This window comes from Nocardiopsis tropica (assembly GCF_042660575.1).
Lineage (GTDB): Bacteria > Actinomycetota > Actinomycetes > Streptosporangiales > Streptosporangiaceae > Nocardiopsis > Nocardiopsis tropica.
In genome coordinates, this window is the sequence record NZ_JBHSUF010000010.1 from 234,771 (window position 1) to 259,865 (window position 25,095).

18 protein-coding genes are annotated in these 25,095 nt (G+C 72.7%); 13 read left to right on the plus strand and 5 right to left on the minus strand.

Annotated features, from left to right (window positions below; all coding sequences use genetic code 11):
• Positions 1-47: 47 nt before the first annotated feature.
• Positions 48-449 (minus strand): hypothetical protein, encoded by a 402-nt coding sequence (locus ACFQBR_RS18205; protein WP_267948400.1) that lies wholly within the window; start codon positions 447-449, stop codon positions 48-50.
• Between the two features lie 345 nt (positions 450-794).
• On the opposite strand from ACFQBR_RS18205, the gene ACFQBR_RS18210 reads away from it, so the two are divergent.
• The 5 genes from ACFQBR_RS18210 (at position 795) to ACFQBR_RS18230 (ending at position 7,075) form a co-directional block, all read left to right on the plus strand.
• A complete protein-coding gene (locus tag ACFQBR_RS18210) occupies positions 795-2,462 on the plus strand; it encodes an ABC transporter substrate-binding protein (RefSeq protein ID WP_344179702.1) in 1,668 nt (555 codons plus the stop codon).
• Between the two features lie 341 nt (positions 2,463-2,803).
• On the plus strand, positions 2,804-3,808 hold the full coding sequence (locus ACFQBR_RS18215; protein WP_267948402.1) for an ABC transporter permease: 1,005 nt from the start codon (positions 2,804-2,806) through the stop codon (positions 3,806-3,808).
• Positions 3,808-4,833: an ABC transporter permease gene (locus ACFQBR_RS18220; RefSeq protein ID WP_267948403.1), complete on the plus strand. Its 1,026-nt coding sequence runs from the start codon at positions 3,808-3,810 to the stop codon at positions 4,831-4,833. The genes ACFQBR_RS18215 and ACFQBR_RS18220 overlap by 1 nt, the downstream gene beginning before the upstream one ends.
• 2 nt (positions 4,834-4,835) lie before the next feature.
• Positions 4,836-5,960, plus strand: coding sequence for an ABC transporter ATP-binding protein (locus ACFQBR_RS18225; protein ID WP_344179698.1), 1,125 nt, complete (start codon positions 4,836-4,838; stop codon positions 5,958-5,960).
• Positions 5,957-7,075 carry an ABC transporter ATP-binding protein gene (locus ACFQBR_RS18230; protein ID WP_267948405.1) on the plus strand — a complete coding sequence of 373 codons (1,119 nt, stop codon included), beginning with the start codon at positions 5,957-5,959 and terminating at the stop codon, positions 7,073-7,075. Before ACFQBR_RS18225 ends, ACFQBR_RS18230 begins: the two co-directional genes overlap by 4 nt.
• A gap of 85 nt (positions 7,076-7,160) precedes the next feature.
• Here the strand turns inward: ACFQBR_RS18230 and ACFQBR_RS18235 are convergent, their stop codons facing one another.
• A complete protein-coding gene (locus ACFQBR_RS18235) occupies positions 7,161-8,045 on the minus strand; it encodes a 3-methyladenine DNA glycosylase (RefSeq protein WP_267948406.1) in 885 nt (294 codons plus the stop codon).
• Positions 8,046-8,111: 66 nt separating this feature from the next.
• On the minus strand, positions 8,112-9,890 hold the full coding sequence (locus ACFQBR_RS18240; RefSeq protein ID WP_344179622.1) for a hypothetical protein: 1,779 nt from the start codon (positions 9,888-9,890) through the stop codon (positions 8,112-8,114).
• Between the two features lie 271 nt (positions 9,891-10,161).
• On the opposite strand from ACFQBR_RS18240, the gene ACFQBR_RS18245 reads away from it, so the two are divergent.
• Positions 10,162-11,586, plus strand: a complete 1,425-nt coding sequence (locus tag ACFQBR_RS18245; RefSeq protein ID WP_267948408.1) for an aldehyde dehydrogenase family protein — start codon at positions 10,162-10,164, stop codon at positions 11,584-11,586.
• 254 nt (positions 11,587-11,840) lie between these two features.
• On the opposite strand, the gene ACFQBR_RS18250 is transcribed toward ACFQBR_RS18245, so the two are convergent.
• Positions 11,841-12,899 (minus strand): trypsin-like serine peptidase, encoded by a 1,059-nt coding sequence (locus tag ACFQBR_RS18250; protein WP_344181462.1) that lies wholly within the window; start codon positions 12,897-12,899, stop codon positions 11,841-11,843.
• A gap of 162 nt (positions 12,900-13,061) precedes the next feature.
• Positions 13,062-14,735, minus strand: a complete 1,674-nt coding sequence (locus ACFQBR_RS18255) for a CocE/NonD family hydrolase (RefSeq protein ID WP_344181464.1) — start codon at positions 14,733-14,735, stop codon at positions 13,062-13,064.
• A gap of 296 nt (positions 14,736-15,031) precedes the next feature.
• Here ACFQBR_RS18255 and dxr point away from each other — a divergent pair, with 296 nt between their 5' ends.
• The 7 genes from dxr to bla all read left to right on the plus strand — a co-directional run bounded on the left by dxr (position 15,032) and on the right by bla (position 24,942).
• Positions 15,032-16,252, plus strand: coding sequence for a 1-deoxy-D-xylulose-5-phosphate reductoisomerase (gene dxr, locus ACFQBR_RS18260; protein WP_344181502.1), 1,221 nt, complete (start codon positions 15,032-15,034; stop codon positions 16,250-16,252).
• Positions 16,253-16,273: 21 nt separating this feature from the next.
• Entirely contained in the window at positions 16,274-17,629 is a 1,356-nt protein-coding gene (locus ACFQBR_RS18265) for a M50 family metallopeptidase (protein ID WP_267948412.1), read from the plus strand.
• A 315-nt stretch (positions 17,630-17,944) separates the two neighbouring features.
• Positions 17,945-19,102 carry a flavodoxin-dependent (E)-4-hydroxy-3-methylbut-2-enyl-diphosphate synthase gene (gene ispG, locus ACFQBR_RS18270; protein WP_267948413.1) on the plus strand — a complete coding sequence of 386 codons (1,158 nt, stop codon included), beginning with the start codon at positions 17,945-17,947 and terminating at the stop codon, positions 19,100-19,102.
• Between the two features lie 337 nt (positions 19,103-19,439).
• Positions 19,440-20,900: an amino acid permease gene (locus tag ACFQBR_RS18275; RefSeq protein ID WP_344181467.1), complete on the plus strand. Its 1,461-nt coding sequence runs from the start codon at positions 19,440-19,442 to the stop codon at positions 20,898-20,900.
• Between the two features lie 243 nt (positions 20,901-21,143).
• The gene (locus tag ACFQBR_RS18280) at positions 21,144-21,953 is read left to right on the plus strand and encodes a carbon-nitrogen hydrolase family protein (RefSeq protein WP_267948415.1); all 810 of its coding nucleotides are present in this window, start codon (positions 21,144-21,146) and stop codon (positions 21,951-21,953) included.
• Positions 21,954-22,091: 138 nt separating this feature from the next.
• A complete protein-coding gene (locus ACFQBR_RS18285; RefSeq protein ID WP_344181469.1) occupies positions 22,092-23,807 on the plus strand; it encodes a flavin monoamine oxidase family protein in 1,716 nt (571 codons plus the stop codon).
• A 211-nt stretch (positions 23,808-24,018) separates the two neighbouring features.
• Positions 24,019-24,942: a class A beta-lactamase gene (bla, locus tag ACFQBR_RS18290; protein WP_344181471.1), complete on the plus strand. Its 924-nt coding sequence runs from the start codon at positions 24,019-24,021 to the stop codon at positions 24,940-24,942.
• Positions 24,943-25,095 lie beyond the last annotated feature (153 nt).

Consider the following 25,095-nt stretch of genomic DNA (forward strand, 5'->3'; position numbering starts at 1 on the left):
GGGAGCGGGGCCGGGGCGCACGGGCCCCAGACCCGCTCCGGGGCCTCCTACTCCTCGTCCTCGGCGTCCGCGAGGGAGTGCAGGCGCGCCAGGTGCTCGCTGTCGTCCTCCCCGTGGCGGGTCAGGTAGATCTCGCGCGCCTCGTCGGCGATGTCGGAGGTCTCGTCCTCGAAACCGTAGTCGGCGAGGTCGTCGAGCAGGTCGAGCACCCGGTGCAGGGCGTCGTCGTCGGAGTCCTCGGCGGCCTCATCCGGGCGGTGGTCGGCGACCGCGGAGAGGACGGCCGCGCGGGCGTCGTCCACGGCGCTCTCGGAGCCGGCGGCCCCGGTCAGCCGGATCCTGGTGATGGGGTCCTCGTCGGCGATCAGCATGAGCTGCTCGGCGAGCCAGGCGGTCTCCTGGCCTTCGAGGAACGCGGTCAGGGCCGCGTCGTCAAGGGGTGTGGTCATCCGGAGATCATAGGGCTGCCGAGGGGGCGTCCGAGTATCGGGGACCAACGTCCCGATGCGGACTTCGTGTCGCATACGTTAATTCATCCGATGATCGGTTAATGCGTTCCGCAATTCCACGGGAGCCCCGGGGAAAGCGGGACGGGTGTCGTCACGGCGGCCTCCCGTGGTAATGGGTGTCCGTTGGACAGCGCGCACGCCAAAACGCGCCTATGGATCACGGCACAGATCTGAAACGGTTGTATTAATACCCAGCCGTCTACCTTCCCTGCCGGTCTCCCCCCGGTCTAGGGTCCACTCAATCGATCTCGGGCCTCATACCCCCGCCCCACATTGAGGTGGACCATGTTCACGAAGTCTTCCCGAAAGCCGCTGGCCCTCGTGGCCACCGCGGCGGCGCTCACGCTGGTGGCGACAGCGTGCGCGGAGAGCACGCGCGAGGGCGGCGGCACAGACGAATCCGCCCCGTTCGTCTTCGCCTCCGCAGGCGACATCAGGACCCTCGACCCCTTCCTCACCAGTGACGGGGAAACCTTCCGTTACAGCCGCCAGGTCTTCGAAACCCTTCTCGACCACGAATCAGGTGGGAGCGAGATCGTCGGCGGACTCGCCGAGACCTGGGAACAGTCGGAAGACGGAACCGTCTGGACCTTCAACCTCCGCGACAACGTGCAGTTCCACGACGGCGACGAATTGACCGCCGAGGCGGTGTGCGCCAACTTCGACCGGTGGCACAATCTGACCGGCGCCTGGCAGAGTTCCAACAACTCGTACTACTGGCAGACGGTCTTCGGCGGTTTCGCGGAGAACGAGAGCGAGGACACCCCCGAGTCCCGCTACGTCTCCTGTGAGGCCGAGGACGACCTGACCGCGGTCATCACGATCTCGGAGTACTCCTCGATCTTCCCCGGCGGGTTCAGCCTCGCCGCGTTCGGCATCATGAGCCCCACCACGCTGGAGGCCATCGCCGACGAGGAGATCACCGGGGAGGAGGGCAACTACTCGCTGCCCGACTACACCCAGAACGTGGGCACCGTCGCCGGCACCGGCCCGTTCACCGTGGAGGAGTGGAACCGCGACCAGGCCGAGGTCACCCTCTCCCGCTTCGGCGACTACTGGGGCACGGAGGCCGGCTTCGAGACCATGATCCTGCGGGCCATCCCGGACGAGACCGCCCGCCGCCAGGCGCTGGAGGCCGGGGACATCCACGGCTACGACCTCGTCGCCCCCGCCGACGTGGAGCCCCTGGAGGAGGCCGGATTCCAGGTGCCCACCCGGGACGTGTTCAACGTCCTCTACCTGGCCTACCAGCAGGAGACCAACGAGGCCCTCGCCGACCTGGAGGTCCGGCAGGCGCTCTCGCACGCGGTCAACCGCCAGCGCATCGTCGACACCATCCTCCCCGAGGGCGGCGAGGTGGCGACCCAGTTCCACCCCGACACCCTCGACGGCTGGTCCCCCGACGTCCAGACCTACGACTACGACCCGGAACTGGCCAGGGAGATGCTCGCCGACGCGGGGCAGGAGGACCTGGAGGTCGACTTCTGCTACCCCACGGAGGTCACCCGCCCCTACATGCCCGCGCCGCGCGACATCTTCGACGTCATCGTCTCGGACCTGGAGGAGGTCGGCGTCACGGTCGAGGCCAAGTCCTTCGAGTGGACCGAGTACGTCCCGCAGACCGACAGCGGGAACTGCTCGATGTACCTGCTCGGCTGGACCGGCGACTACAACGACGCCTACAACTTCATCGGCACCTGGTTCTCGACCCAGAACGACGCCTGGGGCATGGACGAGCCCGAGCTGTTCGACGCCATGGCCGAGGCCAGCAGCAACCCGGACAACGAGGAGCGCGTCGCCGCCTACCAGGACCTGAACGAGCAGATCATGGAGATCCTGCCCGGTCTGCCCCTCTCCAGCTCCCCGCCGTCCATCGCCTTCGCCGAGAACGTCAACCCTCCCCAGGTCAGCCCGCTGACCCAGGAGAAGTTCTTCGAGGCCTCCTGGCAGTAGCCCGCCCCGCCCCCTGACAGGGGGAGGGGACCGGGGCCCGACCGGCCCTCACCGGCCGGTCGGGCCCGCGGCCCGTCCGGGGCCGCCGCCCGCACCGCGCGGGCCGGCCGCCACCGGGAGAACGCCCCATGGAAGCCCGTGGGGCCGTCCGGCCGCCGCCTCCGCCTCCGGAGGCCGGATCCCCGCACACGTGCACGACCTCCAACGGCCGCCGCGCCCCCCGACCGCACCGACCGTGCGGCTCCGCGCCGACCGGGACACCCGTACAACCCGAACCCCCGCCACACCCCGGCGGGGACGCTTCGCGTCCATCGTTCCCACACTGGCGAAAGGCGGCGAAGGTGCTGCGATTCATCGTCAGGCGTCTCCTTCAGCTGATCCCGACACTGGGCGGCCTGTCGATCCTGCTGTTCGTCTGGCTGCAACGGCTGCCGGGCGGACCCGAGTACGCCCTCCTCCCCGACGACGCGACCTCCGAGCAACGAGCCCAGCTGCGGCGCTCCCTGGGCCTGGACGAACCGATCACGGTCCAGTACCTGGCCTTCCTGCGCCGCATCCTCCAGGGAGACCTGGGCGCCTCCCTCCAGACCGGCAGACCGGTCCTCGAAGAGTTCTTCACCCGCTTCCCGGCCACCTTCGAGCTCGCCGTCACCGCGATGCTCATCGCGACCGCGGTGGGCATCCCGCTCGGCTACCTGGCCGCGCGCAGGCGCGGGTCCGTACTGGACTTCGCCGCGGTGGGCGGGTCCCTCCTCGGGATCTGCACCCCGGTCTTCTTCCTCGCCTTCATCCTGAAGGTGGTCTTCGCCGAGCGGCTGGGCTGGTTCCCGTCCGCGTTCCGGCTCTCCCCGGGCATCAGCCGCACGGACCTCTCCGGGTTCGCCGTCCTGGACGGGCTGCGGACCGGCGAGTTCGACGTGGTCGCCGACGCCCTCGCGCACCTGGTGCTCCCCGGGCTCGCGCTCGCCTCGATCCCGCTCGCGGTGATCGTCCGCATGACCCGCGCCAGTGTCCTGGAGGTGCTGGAGGAGGACTACGTCCGCACCGCCAACGCCAAGGGCCTGCACCGCAACACCGTGCGCACCCGCCACGTGATGCGCAACGCCATGCTCCCCGTCGTCACGTCCATCGGCCTGCTCACCGGAAGCCTGTTCGCCGGCGCGGTCCTCACCGAGAGCGTGTTCGCGTTCCCCGGGATCGGTTCGTTCGTGTACGCGGCCACGCAGACCCGCGACTACCCGGTCCTCACCGGGTTCATCCTGCTCATCGCCACCATGTACGTGTTCATCAACCTCCTGGTGGACATCTCCTACAGCCTCCTCGACCCGAGAGTGCGGGCCCAGTGATGCCAACGACACCGAGCTCCCAGAACCCGTCCCGGGCCGAGGACGCGTCGGACGCCGGGGGCCCGCTCCTCGGACGGAAGGCGGCCCGCGTCGACCGCCTCGCCGAGCTCATGGGCGAGCGCGACGAGAGCGGCCACGGCTCGGGGATCTGGCGCACCGCCTTCGCGCGGATGCGCCGCAGCCCCATGGCGATCACCGGCGCCGTGATCGTCGTCGTGTTCGTCGCCGTGGCCCTGCTCTCACCGCTCATCGCGCCCTACTCGCCCACCTCGCAGGCCTGGGGCGACGAGGTGTTCCCGAACCAGAACATCTTCGTCGGCCCGCGCGGCGAGAACTGGCTGGGGCTGGACAACCTCGGCCGCGACCAGTTCTCCCGCATGGTCGTCGGCGCCCGCCAGACCCTCATGGTCGGCGTGGTCGCCACCCTGGTCGGCTTCGGCGCCGGCGCGCTCCTGGGCGGCGCCGCCGGGGCCGCGTCGGTCCTCGGCGGGCGCTGGGGCCGCCAGCTCGACAACGTGGTGATGCGCGTCATCGACATGATGCTCGCGCTGCCGACGCTGCTCCTCGCGGTCACCGTCGCCGCCCTCGTCGGGCCGAGCCTCACCACGGTCATGATCGCCGTCGGCGTCGCCCAGGTCCCGGTCTTCGCCCGCCTCCTGCGCGGCGCGATGATCTCCCAGGGCAACCGCGACTACGTCCTGGCCGCACGCGCGCTGGGGGTGCGCAAGCGCAGGATCGCGCTCACGCACATCCTGCCGAACTCGCTGGGCCCGGTGATCGTGCAGTCCACCCTCACCCTGGCCACCGCCATCATCGACGCTGCGGCCCTGTCCTACCTGGGTCTGGGCAACCCGGACCCGGCCTTCCCCGAGTGGGGGACGATGCTCGCCGACGCCCAGCGCTTCCTGTCCAGCGCCCCGCAGCTGGCCGTGTACCCGGCCCTGGCCATCATCGTCACCGCCCTGGGCTTCACCCTCCTGGGTGAGGCGATGCGGGAAGCGCTCGACCCGAAGCTGAGGAAGTGACCATGAGTTCCAGCACGCCGCTGTTGGCGGTGGACGAGCTGTCCGTGGTGTTCCGCGGGCGCGGTTCCGACCCGGAAGAGGTCCGGGCCGTGGACGGGGTGTCCTTCACCCTGGAGGAGGGCCGGGTCACCGGCCTGGTCGGCGAGTCCGGCTGCGGCAAGAGCGTCACCTCGCTCGCCCTCATGGGCCTGCTGCCCGACAGGGGGGTGAGCGTCGGCGGCAGCGCGGTGATGCGGCTGCCCGGCGGGGAGGCCGACCTCCTGAAGCTCTCGCAGAGGCGGATGCGCGACCTGCGCGGATCCCAGCTGGCGATGATCTTCCAGGACCCCCTCAGCTCCCTCAACCCCGTGGTGCCCATCGGCCGCCAGGTCACCGAGATCCTCCGGCGCCACCGGGGCCTGCGGGGATCGAAGGCCTCGAAGGAGGCGGCCGACCTGCTCTACCGGGTGGGCATCCCCGACCCGACGCGCAGGCTCCGCGAGTACCCGCACCAGCTGTCCGGGGGCATGCGCCAGCGGGCGCTGATCGCCATGGCGGTGGCCTGCCGGCCCCGCCTGATGATCGCGGACGAGCCGACCACGGCCCTGGACGTCACCATCCAGGCGCAGATCCTGGAGCTGCTCAAGGACCTGGTCACCGAGGAGGGCACCTCCCTGCTCATGATCACCCACGACCTGGGCGTCGTCGCCGGCCTGTGCGACGACATCAACGTCCTGTACGCCGGCCGGGCGGTGGAGACGGCGCGGCGCGCGCCGCTGTTCGCCGACCCGACGCACCCCTACACCGTCGGCCTGCTGGGCTCCATCCCCCGGCTGGACGCCCCCCGGGGCGAGGCCCTCACCCCCATCCGCGGCTCGGTCAACGACAACATCGCCTGGACGGACGGGTGCGCGTTCGCGCCCCGGTGCGACCACTACACGATGGAGTGCCTCCAGGGCCCGCCGCAGCTGGTCACCGCGGGAGCGGGGGGCGGGGCCGCGGCGGCGGACGGCGGCGCGGCGGACGGGGCGGCCGGAGCCGGCCACGCGTACCGCTGCGTGAACCCCGTCCGGCACGCGGACGTGGTGGACCGGACGGTACTGGAGAGCCCGGCGGTGGTCGGCGACGACGAGGAGGCGCAGGGATGAGCCTGCTGCGGATCAACGACCTCAAGGTGCACTTCCCGATCAGGCGCGGGGTGGTGTTCGACCGCACGATCGGCCACGTGCGCGCGGTCGACGGCGTCAGCCTGGAGATCCAGGAGGGCCAGACCTACGGCCTGGTGGGCGAGTCCGGCTGCGGCAAGACCACCCTGGGCCGGGCCGTGCTGCGGCTGGTGGACGTCACGGAGGGGGAGGTGCTGTTCGGCGGACGCGACCTGGCCGGCCTGGACGCCGAGTCGATGCGCCGGGAGCGCAGGAACCTCCAGATGGTCTTCCAGGACCCCCTGGGCAGCCTCAACCCCAGGCAGAACATCGGCTCGATCCTCCTGGAGGGGCTGCAGACCCACGGGATCGGCGGCCCCGACGGGGGCGGCGACGGCCCCGGGGCGCCCGCCGGGAGGTCCGAGCGGCGGAAGCTGGTCCTGGAGGACCAGCACCGCAGGGTCGTGGACGCCCTGGAGAGGGTGGGGCTGTCCTCGAAGGCGCTCACCCGGTACCCGCACGAGTTCTCCGGGGGCCAGCGGCAGCGCATCGGGATCGCCCGGGCGCTGGTGCTCGAACCCGACCTCATCATCTGCGACGAGCCTGTGTCGGCCCTGGACGTGTCGATCCAGGCACAGGTCCTGAACCTGCTGGAGAGCCTCCAGCAGGAACTCGGGCTCACCTACCTGGTGATCGCCCACGACCTGGCGGTGGTCCGCCACGTCAGCGACGTGGTGGGGGTGATGTACCTGGGGGCGCTGGTGGAGGAGGCCTCCAGCGACGAGCTGTACGAGACGCCGATGCACCCGTACACGCGGTCCCTGATGTCGGCGGTGCCTGTTCCGGACCCGGAGGTGGAGGACGCCCGCGAGCGCATCCTGCTCTCCGGCGACCTGCCCTCGCCGGCGAACCCGCCGTCGGGCTGCCGCTTCCACACCCGCTGCCCGTGGCGGCAGGAGGAGCTGTGCGACACCGAGCGCCCGGAGCTGCGCCCGGTGAGGGGCGCCGCCGAGGGCAGCACCCACCGTGTGGCCTGCCACTACGCGGAGCAGATCCTGGCGGGGGAGATCCGGCCGGACGAGAAGCTGGCCGAGCGCATCGTGCACGGCGTGGGCTGAGCACGGACCGTCCCGCCCGAGGAGCCGGGACGCGCCGGGCCGCCCCCGCCCGGCGCCTCCCGTCCCGGCCCCGGTCCGCCCGGGGTCAGGCCGCCCGCAGGGTCCGGCAGGCGTCCAGCAGCCGCTCGCGCAGCACGGCGCCGCGCTCGGCGAAGCCCCTCTGCGCCTCCATGTACGCGGCCTTGCCCCCGGCCGTCTCGATGCGCACCGGTTCGTAGCCCCAGTCCGCCAGGTCGTAGGGGGACGCGCGCATGTCCAGGGTCCGGATCTCCCGCGAGAGCTCGAAGCAGTCCACCACGAGCTCGGAGGGCACCGCGGGGGAGAGCTTGTACGCCCACTTGTACAGGTCCATGTTGGCGTGCAGACAGCCCGGCTGGTCCAGCTCCGACTGCCGCTCGCGGGTCGGTCGGAGCGCGTTGAGGGGGCGCGCGGCCTCGGTGAAGAACCGGAACGCGTCGAAGTGCGAGCACTGGATCCGGTGCGACTCCACGACGCGGTCGGTGCCCTCGTGGCCGAGCCGCAGCGGCACCTGGCCGTGGCGCACACGTCCCGCGCGGTACACCATCGCCCACTCGTGCAGGCCGAAGCAGCCCAGGTGGGCGGGGCGGGAGGCGACCGACGACAGGAGCTTCTCCACGAAGCCCAGCACGGGCCGCGCCGCCAGGAACTCCCCGGCGTCCACGGCGACGGCCCCGTCGGGCAGCTCCGTGTAGAACCGCTCGGACAGGCGGGCGCGGGCCCCTTCGCCCAGCAGCGCCGTCCCGGCGCCCGGGTGCCAGCGCCGCAGCTGCGAGGGCTTGAGGTTGTAGTAGGTGAACAGGAAGTCCTCCACCGGGTGGGGCACGCCCTCGCGGCGCCGCCGCAGGTGGTCGGCGACCAGCGCGTCCACGCGCCGCTCGTGCCTCTCGGCGCGCCCGCGCCACTCCGTCTCGGCGAGGGCTGTCGGCGCCCCGGTACTCGTTCCCGTCACGGCCCCCAGGGTACGCGGGCGCGGGGAGCGCCCTTCCGCGCCCGCGGTACCGGCGCGGTGACGGGCTCAGTTGGACTGCTGGACGGGCAGGTGGCGACCCAGGTAGCCGATGTAGACGCGGTTGGTCGTGCCCGGCCCCAGGTGGGGGTAGAAGTACAGCCGCGGGCAGATCCCGTACTCGATGTCCAGCTTGATGTGGGCGTACATCGGGACGCGCCCGCCGGGCTCCACCTCCTCCGGCACCCGGAAGAGGCGCTTGTCGTTGAGCTTTCCCCGGTTGCGCACGTGGTCCGACTCCTGCGAGGCCAGGCGCTTGACCGGGATCACCTCGTAGCCGTCGGGCGTCTCCTTCAGGTACGAGTGGAACCCGAGCCCGCTGCCGGGGTTGTCGAACTGGTAGCGCGCGTAGTCGTTCAGGGCCAGCAGGGCCTCCCAGGCGCGGGTGACCCACAGGGCCTCCTTGCGGCTGTCGGACAGCTCGTACACCGTCTGCGCCTCGATGGTGAAGAACAGGTGGGGCAGCGCGGTTCCGTCGGTGACGCGCTCCAGGAGTTCGCGCACGCTCCGGGGAGGACGCCGCCGCGGGTCGCGCGGCGCCGGGGCCGCCGCCAGCCGGAACTGCCCGGCCTCGCGGGCCCGGTCGCGCAGCCACCGGACCTCGTAGGCGGCGGCGCGCGCGTGGTCCCGCGCGCTGTCGAGCTCCTCGGCGAGGTCGGCCGTCTCGGCGAGGAGGCCCTGGCGCTCCTCCGAGAGTTCGGCGACCCGGGTACTGAGGCGCGTGACCTCCTCCCTCAGGCGCTGGACCTGCTGCTCCTGGGCCTCGCGCTCCTGCTCGGAGGCCAGGGCGGCGGGGCCGGGGACCGCCCGGTGCGCGGCGGCGCGGACGGGGCCGGGGGAGGGGGCCCGGACAGCCGCGCGCAGGTCGTCGGTCTCCTCGGAGAGGAGCGCGTCGACCGCGAGGAGGGGGTCGGGGAGGCTCACGTCGAGGGCGTTGTCGCGTACCCGGCGCGACAGCGCCGCGCCCACCCAGTTGCGGATGCGCTCGCCGTCGCGGGCGGTGTCGAGCGTGGCCGGGCTCATCCGGGGGTGGCGGGGGGCGTCGTCCTCGTCGAGCAGGTCGACGCCCGGTAAGAACGTGCGCACCCCGCCCGGGGGGACGTCCAGCCCCCGGGGGAGGAGGGAGCCGACGCGCTCCAGGGCGGCGGCGTCGAGCACGTAGGCGGCACACATCCCGGTGCAGCGCGCCATGGCACCCGCCATGGCGTCGCGCCAGTCGGCGACGGTGACGTCCCGGGGAGCCCCGGTCGCCACCACCGCCATGCGTCTGACGGGGTCGCGGATGGCCGACACGAGCGTGTCCATGAGGGCGTCGTCGCGTCCGCGCACGATCAGGGGGGCGGGGGGCATCGGGTGCTCGCCGTCGTGGGCGTCCACGGAGTCGAGGAGCATGCGGGCGGCCTCGGGGGGCATGACGTCCAGGCGGGGAGGGTCCGCCGCGGCGCGCTCGGCGGGGGCGGGGTCGACGGCCATGTCGATCCACACGTACCGCCACGGTGCGAGTTCGGGGTCCACGACCGCTGTGGCGACGGTCCGCCACACCCCGTCGGGCTTGTCGGACTCCGTGGTGAGCCGGAGGAAGCGCAGTCCCTCGTCGTCGTTGTCGTGCCGGACCACCAGGGCCCGGGAGCGGTTGCTCAGATCGTGGCGCCCCGAGGCCGAGAAGTCCACCCGCGCGCCCGAGTTGCCGCGTTTGCTGAGCCAGCGGGACAACACCGTCGAGGTGGTGTCGATGAGGTCGCCGTTGTGCTCCGGGACGGCGACGAGCGTGCGGTAGACAAGTGGCAATGAGCACTCCCGGGCTCCCGACGGCGGCGGCGGACCCGAGGGTCCGCCCGAACACGCTGGCAGAGCCCTCCTCCCCACTTTGGACGAAGGAGACCTCCGGCGCCAGTCGGTTGACCAAAGATCCCTCGACCGCATCCCAAGGATCCCAGGAGTCTCAGGCCGCCCCACCGGGGCGCTCCGTGCCGGTTGCGCCACTGTGGCCAAGGAACGACACTCCAGTGGAAAAAATGGACAAAGCGGGCGGCGAGGCGCGGGCACTAGCGTCACGGGCATGTCCACGCACCCGTTCTGGCTGGCCGGCACCGCCGCGACCGGCGACACCGAGATCCCTGTCGTCAACCCCTACACCGGCGAGTCCGTCGGCGCGGTCGCCGTGCCGACCGCCGAGCAGATCGAGCAGGCCGTCTCCGCGGCCCACGCCGTCGCCGCCGAGGCCGCCGCCCTGCCCGCGCACGTACGGGCCGACGCCCTCGTCCACATCTCCCGGCGCATCGGCGAGCGGTCCGAGGAGATCGCCCGGACGATCACCGCGGAGAGCGGCAAGCCCCTCAAGTGGTCCCGCGCCGAGGCGGGCCGCGCCGTCTCCGTGTTCCGCTGGGCGGCGGAGGAGGCCCGGCGCGACAGCGGCGAGCTCCAGCGGCTGGACACCGACCCGGGCGGCGTCGGCCGGATGGCCGTGGTCCGCCGAGTCCCCAAGGGGCCGGTCCTGGGCATCTCGCCGTTCAACTTCCCGCTCAACCTGGTCGCCCACAAGGTCGCCCCGGCCCTCGCCGTCGGCGCGCCCGTCGTCCTCAAGCCCGCGCCGGCCACCCCGATGACGGCCCTGATCCTGGGCGAGATCGTCGCGGAGACCGAGTTGCCCGGCGGCATGCTCTCCGTGCTCCCCATGCCCAACGACCGCGCGGCGTCGCTGATCACCGACGAGCGCCTCCCCGTCATCTCCTTCACCGGCGGGGCCTTCGGCTGGGAGCTTCCCCGGCTCGCGCCGCGCAAGCACGTCACCCTGGAGCTGGGCGGGAACGCCGCCGCCGTGGTCCTCGCCGACGCGGACCTGGACTGGGCGGCGCAGCGGGTCGCGCTGTTCGGCAACAACCAGGCCGGGCAGGTGTGCATCGGCGTGCAGCGCGTGATCGTCGAGGACTCCGTCCACGACGAGTTCGTGGCGCGGCTGGTGGAGCGCGTGGAGGCCCTCGGCGTCGGGGACCCCTCCGACCCCGCCACCGACGTGGGCCCGCTCGTGAACGAGGCGTCCGCCGAGCGCGTGGCCGCCTGGATCGACGAGGCCGTCGCCGACGGCGCCGAACTGCTCACCGGCGGCACCCGTGACGGGGTGACGGTCGCGCCGACGGTGCTCGCGAACGCGCCCGCCGACGCGAAGGTCGTGCGCCAGGAGGTGTTCGGACCGGTGCTGGTCGTCCAGCGGGTGGCCGACACCGACGCCGCGTTCGCGGCGGTCAACGAGAGCGACTTCGGCCTCCAGGCCGGGGTGTTCACCCGCGACCTGCCCACCGCGTTCCGTGCGCACCGGGAACTGGAGGTCGGCGGCGTGGTGATCGGCGACGTCCCCACCTTCCGCGCCGACCAGATGCCCTACGGCGGTGTCAAGCAGTCGGGCGTGGGCAAGGAGGGCGTGCGCGCCGCCATGACGGACCTGACCTACGAGCGGGTCCTGGTGCTCACCGGCATCGACCTGTAGCGGGGCCGGGCGCCGCCCCGTCGGCGGCGCCCGGTCGCGGACCCCTCCCGTACGCCCGCCGGAGCGGCGGCCACCGCCTCCCCGGCCCGGGCCGGGGAGGCGGCCGTCGGGCCGCCTCCCACCGCGCCGACCGCGCCCGGACGGCCGCAACCCGGGCCGACCTTGGCCGCTCGTCCCGCGGGAGAGGGCCCGGCGACCGCTCGCGGCGATCGGCGCAGGCGCCGGGCCGACCGCAAGCGCCCGCGGACCACGTCCTAGAGCCCCGCGGCGTGGTCGTACAGCTTGCGCGCCTCCGCGCCCAGCCGGGGGCCGTACTGGGTGGAGCGGTCGTCGGCGTACTTGAAGCTGACCACCGAGGAGATCGTGCCCCGTCCGGTCGAGGTGTCGAAGCCCGTGAACCAGGGCCCGCCGCTGGACCCCTGCGTCATGCTGCACCGCACGCCGTTGGCGGTGGTGCCGCCCGTGTCCGGCCTGGTGCGGCCCGAGCAGTAGTGCAGGTCCTGGCCGTCGAAGGGCGAGGCCGAGGGGTATCCGAACGTGTACACCTGCACGCCGTCGCGGACCTTGTCCGCGGTCCAGGAGCCGAACGAGATCCGCTGGGACCCGACCTCGTCCTGGACGGCGGTCCCGCCGCTCTTGTTCAGCACCACCATGGCGAAGTCGTAGCTGTCGTCGGCCTCGCGCGACCACTGCGGGGCGACGAGCATGTCGCGGGCGGTGAACCTGCCGTACGGGTCCTTCCCGGCGTCGTGGCCCGGCACGAAGGTCCAGTTGCGCGCCCACGACCCCTTGCCGTCCTTGGCGCAGTGGCCCGCGGTGACCACGGTGCTCTTGTTGGCGGAGTCCACGACCGAGGCCGAACAGGTGAAGTCGCGGCCGTCCATGGTCAGGTAGACCTTGCCGGTGGTCTTCGTGACCAGGCCGCCGGCGGTCCAGCGCTCCCCCCGGCTGTCGGCGCGCGGGGACGCCTGGTGGTCGACGCCGTCCGGGGCGGGGTGCGCCGCGGGCGGCAGGAGGGCTCCCTCCAGCATGCTGGTGATGGGCTGGGCCGCGGCCATCCGCTCGGCGGTCCAGTAGTCCAGCACGGCCCGGTGCTGGGTGCTCGTGACGGCCGCCGTCTGGTGGGAGATCCCGTCCACGCGCGTCGTCGCCTCACCACTGGCGCGGGCGGGCGCGGCGTGCTGCGGCGTCCCGGCGGCCCGGGTGACGGCGGAGGCCGGTGCGGGGAGTCTCTCGACGAGGGCCAGTCCTCCCAGGGCGACCGCGACGGCGGCCAGGGGGGCGAGGATCTTGTGTGAGGTGGACGAGGTCATGCCCACGATCTTTGCACACTTTGGGTAACTCAACGGCTACTTTGAGTTTGTGTCTCGGAGGGCGGGGAAGTGCGGTCGGCCGCCTCCGGCGCGGGGGCCGTGCCGGAGGCGGCCCGGGGGCGCCCGGTCGGCGCAGCGGGGGCGGTGCCGACCGGGCGCCGGTCAGGCGAGCGGCACCGTGACCCGTGTGGGGGCGTCCTCGGGGGAGGTCACGTCCACCCGGTCCCCGAGGGCGCTCTCGCTCGTGTAGCGGGCGTCCCGGCTGTCGACCACGACCGCCAGCCGGTGCCCGGCCGGGACGTCCCAGACGACCGGTTCCAGCTCGGCGGTGACCGTCACCGGCTCGCCCGGGACGGCGCCGCGCAGGGTGTGGGGGGTGTGGGAGATCAGCGAACCGGCCCCGTTGCCGTCGACGGCGTAGAGGTGGAGGAAGACCGACTGGTCCTCCGCGGTCGGGGTGAACGTGAACGTCGCCTCGGGGGTGCCCGCCACGCGCACCCCGTCCGGGTAGGCGGGGCTGGTCCACACGGCCGCGCGGTAGCGGTCCACCGTCGGCAGCAGGACCCCGGTCGGGATGTCGAAGAACTGCTGGAGCGCGCCGGAGAGCAGGACGGTGCCGCTCTCCGCCGGTGTGCCGATCCCGGTCCGGAAGCGGTAGTCCCACCCCGTGGCCGGCTCGGTCCCCATGGCGCCGCTGCTCTGCCAGCGGAACCAGTCGCCGCTCGGCTCGGCCAGGTAGTACTCGTCGGAGCCGCCGGTCACCGAGGGCCAGTCGGGGTGGGAGGTCCACCCGCCGCTCCCGTTGTTGGGCCTGACGTGCACGGGGCCGTCGGCGTCCACCTCGTTCTCCTGTCCCCGGAGGTGGTGGTCGAACCAGTCGCCGAGGGACTCCCACACCTCGTCGGGCAGGCCGAGCGCCCCGAACGCCTCCTGCGTGGCGTGGTCGCCGGGGGCGAGCACCAGGCGCTTGGGGCCCTCCAGCTCCTCGTAGAAGTCGGTGACGTGGCCGACGGGGAAGATGCCGTCGTTCCAGGCGTGCGCCATCATCACGGCCGTGCCGTTGGCGTTGAGCGCGTCGACCTTGGTGGCGGCGGAGCGGTCCGGGGCCAGGTCGAGGGCGGGTCGGATGTTGCCGCGCCTGTACTCCTCCTCCATCTCCGACAGGTCCTCGCCGGGGCGGCCCGTGAGGTTGCCCGCCAGCAGGAGCAGCTCGGCCGCCTGCCTGTTGACGGTCTCGCCGGGGTACAGGGAGGCGGCCAGGTCGGCCCATCCGCTCAGGGACGCCACGGCCCTGACCCGGTCGTCCTCGGCGGCGGTCAGCAGGCTGATGCCGCCTCCGTAGGAGATCCCGGCCATGCCGATGCGGTCGGGGTCGGCCTCGGTGTTCTCCAGGGCCCAGTCGATGACGGCGCCGGCGTCGGCGCGGTCGTCGGGGCCGGCGACCTCGATCTCCCCTCCGGAGTCCAGGAAGCCGCGCGAGGTGTAGGCGACGACCTGGTAGCCGGACTCCATGGCGAGCCTGGCCGCCGCCCCGACGTAGATGATCTGGGGCGTCCCCCAGGCGGAGGGCATCACGAGGAGGGGGTGGGGGCCCTCGACACCGGTCGGTGTGATGACCTTCGCGCTCAGCTCGGTGCCGTCGTGGCTGACGATCGTCTCGTAGGAGACGGAGGCGCCCACGGCGGCGGAGGCGGGCGCGGGGTGGAGGACGGCGGCGGCGAGGACCGCCGCGATCGCGCAGGACAGCAGGCGGGCGGGTCCTCGCGCGGCGGTCGGGGCCGGGGGGCCTCCGTCCTCCGGCGGTACGGGACGGGGGGCGCTTCTCACAGGGCGCATGGGGGGACCTCGGGGGTGAGGGGGGCGGGGGAGGGCCGATGGGTCCTCGCGCCGTGTCGCCATCGGGAGGCCGGTGTCCGCGGGCGCCGAGGGGGTGATCGGCGCCTCACGCAACCGTGAGGTAACTTACTCACGGGTTAAGTTAGGCCAACCCGCACGCGTTGTAAAGACCCGGTGACTCCGGGGTCCGCCGGGCGGCGCCCGCGCGGCCCGTCCGGGGTTGTCCACAGGCACCTCCGGAGGCCCGCCCGGTGCGGGACAATGGAGCCGTGCGAGAAGAACAGCAGCGAACAGTAGTGATCCTCGGCTCCACGGGCTCGATCGGGACCCAGGCCGTGGACATCGTCCAGCGCAACCCCGACCGCTTCCGCGTGGTGGGCCTGGCCGCGGGCGGCGGAAGGGCCGACCTGCTCGCCAAGCAGGCGGCCGAGCTCGACGTGCCGCTGGTCGCGGTCGCCGACCCCGGGCGGGCCGCCGACCTCTCGCGCTCCCTCGCCGAGCACGGCAGCCGGGCCGCCGTCCTGGTCGGCGCCGAGGGCGTGGCCGAGCTCGCCGGGAGCCCCTGCGACGTCGTGCTCAACGGCATCACGGGCGCCCTGGGCCTGGAGTCCACCCTGGCCGCGCTGCGCGCGGGCACCACCCTCGCCCTGGCCAACAAGGAGTCCCTCATCATCGGCGGGCCGCTGGTGCGCGACCTCGCCAGGCCCGGCCAGATCGTCCCGGTCGACTCCGAGCACTTCGCCATCGCCCAGTGCTTCCCGTACCTGCCCGAGGGGCAGCTCGCCAGTCCGGCGCAGGGCCACGTGCACGCCCGCCGCGACGAGGTCAGCCGCCTGGTCGTCACCGCGAGCGGGGGCCCGTTCCGGGGCCGCGACCGCGACGGTCTGGCCGGCGTCACACCGGCCGAGGCGCTCGACCACCCCACCTGGAGCATGGGGCCGGTCATCACCGTCAACTCCGCCACCCTGGTCAACAAGGGGCTGGAGGTCATCGAGGCCAGCCTGCTGTTCGACATGCCCTTCGACAGGATCGACGTCGTCGTCCACCCGCAGTCGATCGTCCACTCGATGGTCGAGTACGTCGACGGCTCCACCATCGCCAAGGCGAGCCCGCCCAGCATGATGATCCCCATCGCCTACGGGCTCGGCGCGCCCGACCGGGTCCCGGGCGCCGCCCCCGGCATGGACTGGACCCGGGCCCAGACCTGGACCTTCGAGCCGCTGGACCACGAGGCCTTCCCCGCCGTCAGGCTCGCCTGCGAGGTCGGCGCCGCGGGAGGCACCGCCCCCGCGGTGTACAACGCCGCCAACGAGGAGGCCGTCGACGCCTTCCTCCGCGGAAACCTCGCGTTCCCGTCCATCATGGACACCGTCTCCCGGGTAGTCTCGGAGCACCGGCGAACGGACCGCCCCGGGGGAGCGTCGCACCAGAGCGTGGGACTGAGCCTGGACGACGTGTACGCCGCCGACGCCTGGGCCCGCACACGTGCGCGCGAGCTCCTCGCGCGCCAGGCCTGACACCGCCTAGAGGAGAGTTGCATGGTCGCCCTGATGACCGTGGTCGGGATCGTCCTGTTCGTCTTCGGGCTGTTGTTCTCGATCGCCTGGCACGAGCTGGGCCACCTCTCCACCGCCAAGATGTTCGGGATCAAGTGCACCGAGTACATGGTGGGCTTCGGCAGGACCCTGTGGTCCTTCCGGCGGGGCGACACCGAGTACGGGATCAAGGCGGTGCCGCTGGGCGGCTTCGTGCGCATGGTCGGCATGCTCCCGCCGTCGCGCCGGAGCGCGGACGGCGGCTCGCGCAAGCTGTCCCGCTGGCGCGCCATGGCCGAGGACGCCCGTGAGGCCTCCTACGTCGAACTCTCCCCGCAGGACCAGGACCGGCAGTTCTACCAGCGGGCGCCGTGGAAGCGGCTCATCGTGATGTTCGCCGGCCCCGGCATGAACGTGGTCCTCGCCGCGATCCTGCTCGCGGTCCTGTTCATGGGCATCGGCGTCCCGAGGAGCACCACCGAGATCGGGCTCGTCAACGAGTGCATGGTCCCGGTCGGCAGCTCCGTCACCGACTGCACCGACGTGCCGCCCACCCCGGCGGCCGAGGCCGGGATGCTGCCCGGCGACGTCATCGTCTCCGTCGGGGGCGAGTCCACCCCGGACTGGAACACCGCCAACCGGCAGATCCGCGAGTCCCTCGGCAGCACCGAGGTCGTGGTCGAGCGCGACGGCGAGCGCGTCCCGCTCGACGTCGACGTCGTCGAGAACGAGCTCCCGGCCCGCGACGCCGAGGGCGAGATCCTCTACGAGACCGACGCCGACGGCGAGCCCGTGTACGACGCGGACGGCTACCGGGTCTACCAGACCGAGACCGTGGGCTTCCTCGGCATCGTCTTCGCCCAGGAGCGCGCCCCGCTCACCGTCGGCGAGTCCGCCGCCGAGATGGGCACCATGATGGTCGGCGTGGGCGAGGCGCTCATCTCCCTGCCCAGCAAGGTCCCGGAGGTGTTCGCCGCCGCGTTCCTCGGGGAGGAGCGCAACCAGGACTCCCCGGTGGGCATCGTCGGCATCTCCCGCATCGGCGGCGAGATCATGGCCCAGGGCCTGCCCGTCGCGGACACCGCGGCGATCATGCTCCAGATCCTGGCCGGTGTGAACCTGTTCCTGTTCGCCTTCAACATGCTCCCGATCCTGCCGCTGGACGGCGGCCACATGGCCGGCGCCCTCTGGGAGTGGCTCAAGCGCGGCTGGGCCAAGCTGTTCCGACGACCCGAGCCCGCCCCGGTGGACGTGGCGATGCTGACACCGGTCGCCTACGTCGTGGTGGCGTGCTTCCTCGTGTTCAGCGTGGTCCTGCTCGTCGCCGACCTGTTCAACCCGGTCAGACTCTTCGGCTGACGCACACCTGCGCGACGGCGGGCGGACGGCCGGCCGACACCGGCCGTCCACCCCGGTCGCGGGGCGGTTCCGGCGTGACGCCGACCACCCCCGGAGGCCGGTAATCTTCAGCTGGCGCACCGGTTCCGCGCTTCGCGAGGGGCGCCCTTCCACGGGCGGGTAACCTGGAGATCGCGATCCGGGAACGACGGTGCAGCGGAGGCAGCCGCGCGAGGTGACCCCGGACGCGGCGCCGCGCGCTCGCCGGACGCCCTTTCCCGATAACCGACGAATCAAGTGCCGCCCCCCTCCGGCGGCAGACGAGGTGAATCAAGCGTGACCGTCGATCTCGGTATTCCCGCCACCCCGCCGCGCCCGCTGGCGACCCGGCGCAAGACGCGGCAGATCATGGTCGGAAACGTCCCTGTCGGCGGGGACGCCCCGGTGTCCGTCCAGTCGATGACGACCACCCGTACCTCCGACATCAACGCGACGCTCCAGCAGATCGCGGAGCTCACCGCCTCCGGCTGCCAGATCGTCCGCGTGGCCGTGCCCACCAACGACGACGCCGACGCGCTCCCGATCATCGCGAAGAAGTCGCAGATCCCGGTGATCGCCGACATCCACTTCCAGCCCAAGTACGTGTTCCAGGCGATCGACGCCGGCTGCGCCGCCGTGCGCGTGAACCCGGGCAACATCAAGAAGTTCGACGACAAGGTCGCCGAGATCGCGCGGGCCGCCAACGAGGCGGGCACCCCGATCCGCATCGGCGTCAACGCCGGTTCGCTGGACAAGCGCCTGCTCCAGAAGTACGGCAAGGCCACCCCGGAGGCCCTCGTCGAGTCGGCGCTGTGGGAGTGCTCCCTCTTCGAGGAGCACGGCTTCCGCGACATCAAGATCTCGGTCAAGCACAACGACCCCGTGGTCATGGTCAACGCCTACCGCCAGCTGGCCTCCGCCTGCGACTACCCGCTGCACCTGGGCGTCACCGAGGCCGGCCCCGCGTTCCAGGGCACCATCAAGTCCGCGGTCGCCTTCGGGGCGCTGCTGTCCGAGGGCATCGGCGACACCATCCGCGTGTCCCTCTCCGCGCCTCCCGCCGAGGAGGTCAAGGTCGGCGCCCAGATCCTGGAGTCGCTGGGGCTGCGCGAGCGCGGCCTGGAGATCGTCTCCTGCCCGAGCTGCGGCCGGGCCCAGGTGGACGTCTACACGCTCGCGGAGGAGGTCACCGCCGGCCTGGAGGGCATGGAGGTGCCGCTGCGCGTGGCCGTCATGGGCTGCGTCGTCAACGGGCCCGGCGAGGCCCGCGAGGCCGACCTGGGCGTGGCCTCCGGCAACGGCAAGGGCCAGATCTTCGTCAAGGGCGAGGTCATCAAGACCGTGCCCGAGTCCCAGATCGTGGAGACCCTCATCGAGGAGGCCATGCGCATCGCCGAGGAGATGGGCGAGGCCGGGGCCGAGTCCGGCCGGCCGACCGTCGCCGTGGCGGGCTGACCCGGATCTTCCGACGACGGCCGCGCCGCACCCCCTGGGGTGCGGCGCGGCCGTTCGCGTGTCCGGACCCGGGCGGCGGCACGCGGCGGGAGCCCCGCCGCGCGGAGTGCGCGCGTGTGCCATCGCTCACACCCGCCCGCGTTTTCTTGCGCGGAAGCGCAAGGATGCGCCGCTTCCCGGGGACAGACGCAACGAATGTGGGTCATGTTACCTGGGTAACGCAGCTACGGTTACTGAGGGCGTTTTCGGGCTGATTCCGGCACGAAACGCCCCTTCACCTCCCACATCCCTTCCCGGGGGACAGGTGTGCCCGCCCACAGCAACGAGGAGTAGTCACGTGGTCGACCAGAAGACCCCGGCGGACGCGGCGGCGCCCGTCGGCGTGCCCGCACTGAGGGAGCGGCTGACCCGGCGCAAGCCGGTCGAGAAGCTCGTCGCCGAGACCAGCGACGGCACCGGCCTCCAGCGGCACATGGGCTTCTGGCAGCTCTCCATGATCGGCATCGGCGCCACCCTCGGCACGGGCATCTTCGTCGTGCTGGGCGAGGCCGTCCCCGTGGCCGGTCCCGCCGTCGTCCTCGCCTTCGTGCTCGCCGGCGTCACCGCGCTGTTCTCCGCGCTCGCCTACGCCGAGATGGCCGGGATGATCCCCGCCTCCGGCTCCGCCTACTCCTACAGCTACGCCACCATCGGCGAGTTCATGGCGTGGGTGTGCGGCTGGTGCCTCATGCTCACCTACGGCGTGTCCGTCGCCGCCGTCGGCGTCGGCTGGGGGCAGTACATCGACGAGCTCCTCCACCTCACCACCGGCCTGTCCCTGCCGGGGGCGGTGCTCGCCGGGCCGCTGGAGGGCGGCGTGGTCAACCTGCCCGCCGCGATCGTGGTCCTGCTGTCCATGTTCGCCCTGCTCGCGGGGGTGCGCGAGAGCAGCCGGGTCAACGCGGTCATGGTCGCCGTCAAGGTCGCCATCCTGGTCATGTTCGTCGCGATCGCGATCACCGCCGTCCAGGACGGCAACTTCGCCCCGTTCATGCCGATGGGCATGGCCGGGGTCAGCGCCGCGGGCGCCACCCTGTTCTTCTCCTACATCGGCTTCGACTCCGTCTCCACCGCGAGCGAGGAGGCGAAGAACCCCCAGCGCGACCTGCCCCGCGCGATCATGTTCTCGATGGTCCTGGTGACCGCCATCTACTGCCTGGTCGCCTTCGCCGCCGTCGGCGCGCTCGACTGGACCGGCTTCGTGGACGGCGAGACGTCCCTCGCGGGGATCCTCACCCTGGTCACGGGCACCCCGGTGTGGGCGGTCGTCTTCGCGGCCGGAGCGGTCCTCGCCCTGGCGAGCGTGGTGCTGGTGGTGCTCTACAGCCAGACCCGCATCCTCTACGCGATGTCCCGCGACGGGCTCATCCCCAAGGCGTTCTCCACCGTGGACGCCAAGGGCACCCCGCGCGCGAACACGGTCATCACCTCCGTGTTCATCGCGCTCCTCGCCGCGCTGGTCCCCCTGGGGCCGCTCGCGGACGCCACCTCCATCGGCACCCTCTTCGCGTTCGCCCTGGTCAATGTGGCCGTGCTGGTGCTCCGGCGCACCCGCCCCGACCTCCCGCGCGCCTTCCGCGTGCCCGGCGCCCCCGTCACGCCGGTCCTGGGGGTGCTCGCCTGCGCCTACCTCATGTTCAGCATGTCGCCGAGCGTGTGGGCGGCCTTCGGGGCCTGGCTCGTCGTTGGACTGGCCGTCTACTTCGGCTACGGCATGCGCCGCTCCGCACTGGAGCGCGTGCCCGCGTCCGGGGTCTAGGCCGGGCGGGAAGGCCGCACCGCACGCCCGCGCCGGGGCCGGGGACCCTCCCCGGCCCCGGCGCCGTGTCCGCCGCCGGGACGGGCCCACGCGGCGATGCGCGCACGAACGCGCCCCAACACGCAAGGAAGAGCGGAGTCACGGGGGAAAGACGCACGTTTCCACTGCTCCGGCGCACCGTTCCGACACGATCTCCCGCCTAGAGTGGACGCGGCCCGAGAACGACCGAGGGGGAGGCGGCCCATGACGCGCGGACCACTGCGTGTGGCCCTGGACCAGGGGGCCGGTCGCAGCGGCGACGTCGCCGACGCGCTCGGCCGGCTCGCCGGCCGCGCCGCACAGGCCGCCGAGGCCGGGGCCCGCCTGCTCGTCGGCCCCGAGATGTCGCTCACCGGCTACGCCCTCGGAGCCGGGACGGTGGCCCGGATGGCCGAACCCGCGGACGGGCCCCTCGCGGACGCCGTCGCGGCGATCGCCGCCGACACCGGCGTCGCCCTCGTCTACGGATTCCCCGAGCGCGCGGACGGCGCCGTGTACAACACCGTCCAGCTCGTGGACGGCACCGGTGCGCGCCTGGCCGCCTACCGCAAGGCCCACCTGTTCGGCGACCTGGACCGGGACGCGTTCTCCCCGGGGGCCGACCCGGTCGTCCAGGCCGACCTCGACGGGTTCCGCGTCGGCCTCCTGATCTGCTACGACGTGGAGTTCCCCGAGGCCGTGCGCGCACACTCCCTCGCGGGCACCGAGCTCCTCGTCGTGCCGACCGCACTGATGCTCCCCTTCACGGAGGTCCCCACCCGGGTGGTGCCCGTGCGCGCCCTGGAGAACCAGCTCCATGTGGCCTACGTGAACCGCTGCGACACCGAGGGCGACCTGTCCTACGCGGGCCTGAGCGCGCTCATCGGGCCGGACGGGACCGAGACGCTGCGTGCCGGACCGGGCGAGGAGCTCCTGGTCGGCGACGTCGCGCCGGACGCCGTCGCCGCCGCACGCCGGGAGCACTCCTACCTGGACGACCGCCGGCCCGACCTCTACCGGGCGCTCACCGCCTGACCCGCTCCCCGGGGCGCACGCGTCCCCGGCGCCGGCCGTGCCGACCGCGGCAGGGGCCGCCGTCCGGGGCGCCCGGCCGCCCGGACCGCCGCCCCGCCCCCCGCAGCCCGATCACCGACCACCCGAAGGAGGGGCTCCATGACGTCCGCAGTGCCCACCGCCGCAGGCACCCCGTCCACGCCCGGCACGCCGCCGCTGAACATGTGCGGGCCGGACTTCCCGTTCGCCTACGACTCCTACCTGGAGCACCCGGCCGGGCTCGGGCAGGTCCCCCCGCAGCACCACGGGACCGAGGTCGCCGTCATCGGCGGCGGACTCTCCGGGATCGTGGCGGCCTACGAGCTGATGAAGATGGGGCTGCGCCCGGTCGTGTACGAGGCGGACCGGATCGGCGGACGCCTGCGCACCGAGAAGCTCCCCGGCTGCCCCGACGACGTGGTCGCCGAGATGGGCGCGATGCGCTTCCCGCCCTCCTCCACCGCCTTCCTCCACTACGTGGACCGGGTCGGCCTGGAGACGACCCCCTTCCCCAACCCGCTCTCCCCGGCCACCCCGAGCACCGTGGTCGACCTCAAGGGCGAGTCCCACTACGCCACGACCCTCGCCGACCTGCCCGAGGTCTACCGCGAGGTGGCCCGCGCCTGGGAGCGGACGCTGGAGGAGGGCGCACAGCACAGCCGCATGCAGCGCGCGATCCGCGAACGCGACACCGCGACCCAGAAGGAGATCTGGAACGATCTCGTCCGGGGGCTGGACAACCAGACCTTCTACGGTTTCCTCTGTGGGTCACCGGCGTTCGCGTCCTTCCGCCACCGCGAGATCTTCGGGCAGGTGGGGTTCGGCACGGGCGGCTGGGACACGGACTTCCCCAACTCCATCCTGGAGATCCTCCGGGTCACCTACACGGGCGCGGACGACGACCACATGGGCATCCGCGGCGGTGTCCAGCAGCTTCCCCGGCGGCTCTGGGAGGACGCCCCGGACAAGCTCGTCCACTGGGCGCAGGGCACCACGCTGGAGTCGCTGCACGGGAGTGGTCCGCGCCCGGCCGTCACCGCCCTGCGCCGCACCGCGGCGAAGGGCTCGCCGTCGGGGAACATCACGGTCACCGACGCGTCGGGTTCCGTCCGCACCTACCCGGCGGCCGTGTTCACCGCGCAGAGCTGGATGCTGCTGTCCAAGATCGACTGCGACGACGACCTGCTGCCGATCGACCACTGGACGGCGATCGAGCGCACCCACTACATGGAGTCCTCGAAGCTGTTCGTCCCCGTGGACCGCGCCTTCTGGCGCGACAAGGACCCCGAGACGGGCCGCGACACCATGAGCATGACGCTCACCGACCGCATGACCCGGGGGACCTACCTCCTGGAGGGCTCCGACCCGGACGGCCCCGCGGCGATCTGCCTGTCGTACACCTGGTGCGACGACTCGCTCAAGTGGCTGCCGCTGTCGGCCGGCGAGCGCCTGGAGGTCATGCTCTCCTCGCTGTCCAAGATCTACCCCGGGGTGGACGTACGCTCGCACATCACCGGTGACCCGGTCACCGTGTCGTGGGAGGACGAGCCCTACTTCATGGGCGCGTTCAAGGCGAACCTGCCGGGCCACTACCGCTACCAGCGCCGCCTGTTCACGCACTTCCACCAGGAGGGCCTGGCGGAGCGCCACCGGGGCCTCTTCCTGGCGGGGGACGACATCTCCTGGACGGCGGGCTGGGCGGAGGGCGCGGTGCAGACCGCGCTCAACGCGGTGTGGGGCGTGGCGCACCACTTCGGCGGCGGCGCCGACGCGTCCAACCCCGGGCCGGGCGACCTGTTCGACGCACTCGCCCCCGTGGAGCTCCCGGAGGACTGAGCCCGGCCGTGCCCCGCCCCCGCGACCGCTCCGGTCCCGGGCGGCGGGGCCGAGCACGCATCATGCCGTTCGTGCATGGGAGCGGCGGTTTCCGTCTTGGACGGCATCGGGATCGGTGGCCAGACTTCTGGCGTGGGGCCGCCCGCCGGGGCGGCCCGCGCGGGCCGGGCAGCCGGGCCGCGCACCCCCCGAACAGGAGCTGAACACGACCATGACCCCCTCACCGACCCTGCGCGCCGGAGGCGCGGCCCTGGCCGCGCTGGCCCTCACCTCCGTCACCGCCTGCGCGGCCTCCGGGACGGAACCCCGGCAGGAGCCCGCCCGGGAGCAGTCGGCCGCCCCGGAAGCGGCGCCGGAGCTGTTCCGGGAGTTCGAGCGGCTGGAGGAGCGGTTCGACGCGCGGCTCGGCGTCTACGCGGTGGACACGGGCACCGGCGAGGAGATCGCCCACCGGGCGGACGAGCGCTTCGCCTACTGCTCCACCCACAAGGCCCTCTCCGCGGGCGCGGTGCTGCGGCGGAACACGCTGGAGGAGATGGAGGAGGTCGTCTCCTACACCGCCGACGACCTGGTCGGCCACACGCCGATCACCGGGGCGCACGTGGACACCGGGATGACCCTGCTGGAGGTGGCCGACGCCGCGGTCCGCTACAGCGACAACACCGCGGCCAACCTCCTCCTCGAGGAGCTGGGGGGCCCGGACGGGTTCGAGGAGGCCATGGAGGAGATCGGCGACGACGTGATCGAGGCCGACCGGATCGAGCCCGACCTCAGCCGGACGGCCCCCGGGGACACCCGGGACACGAGCACGCCGCGCGCCATGGCCGCGAGCCTGGAGGAGTTCACGCTCGGCGACGCCCTTCCCGAGGACCGGCGCGCCGTGCTCAACGGCATGCTGCGCGACAACACGACCGGCGACGAGGTGATCCGCGCGGGCCTCCCCGGGGACTGGGAGGTCGGTGACAAGACGGGCAGCGGGAGCTACGGGACGCGCAACGACATCGCCGTCGTCCGTCCCCCGGGCGGCGACCCCGTGGTCATCGCGATCATGTCCATGCGGTACGAGGAGGACGACGAGTTCGACAACGCGCTGATCGCCGAGACCGCGACGGTGATCGCGGGGGTCCTGGGCTGACGCGGTGACCGGAGGGGTCGCTGTCCTCCCCCTCCGCCGTGATCGCGTATCCGTGGCGGGGCCGGGCGCCGGGATCGGCCACAAGGACGGGACCGTCCAGGGCGGTGCCCCTGGCGGCACACCGGCAACGGTTCCGGCCGGGCCCGGAACCCC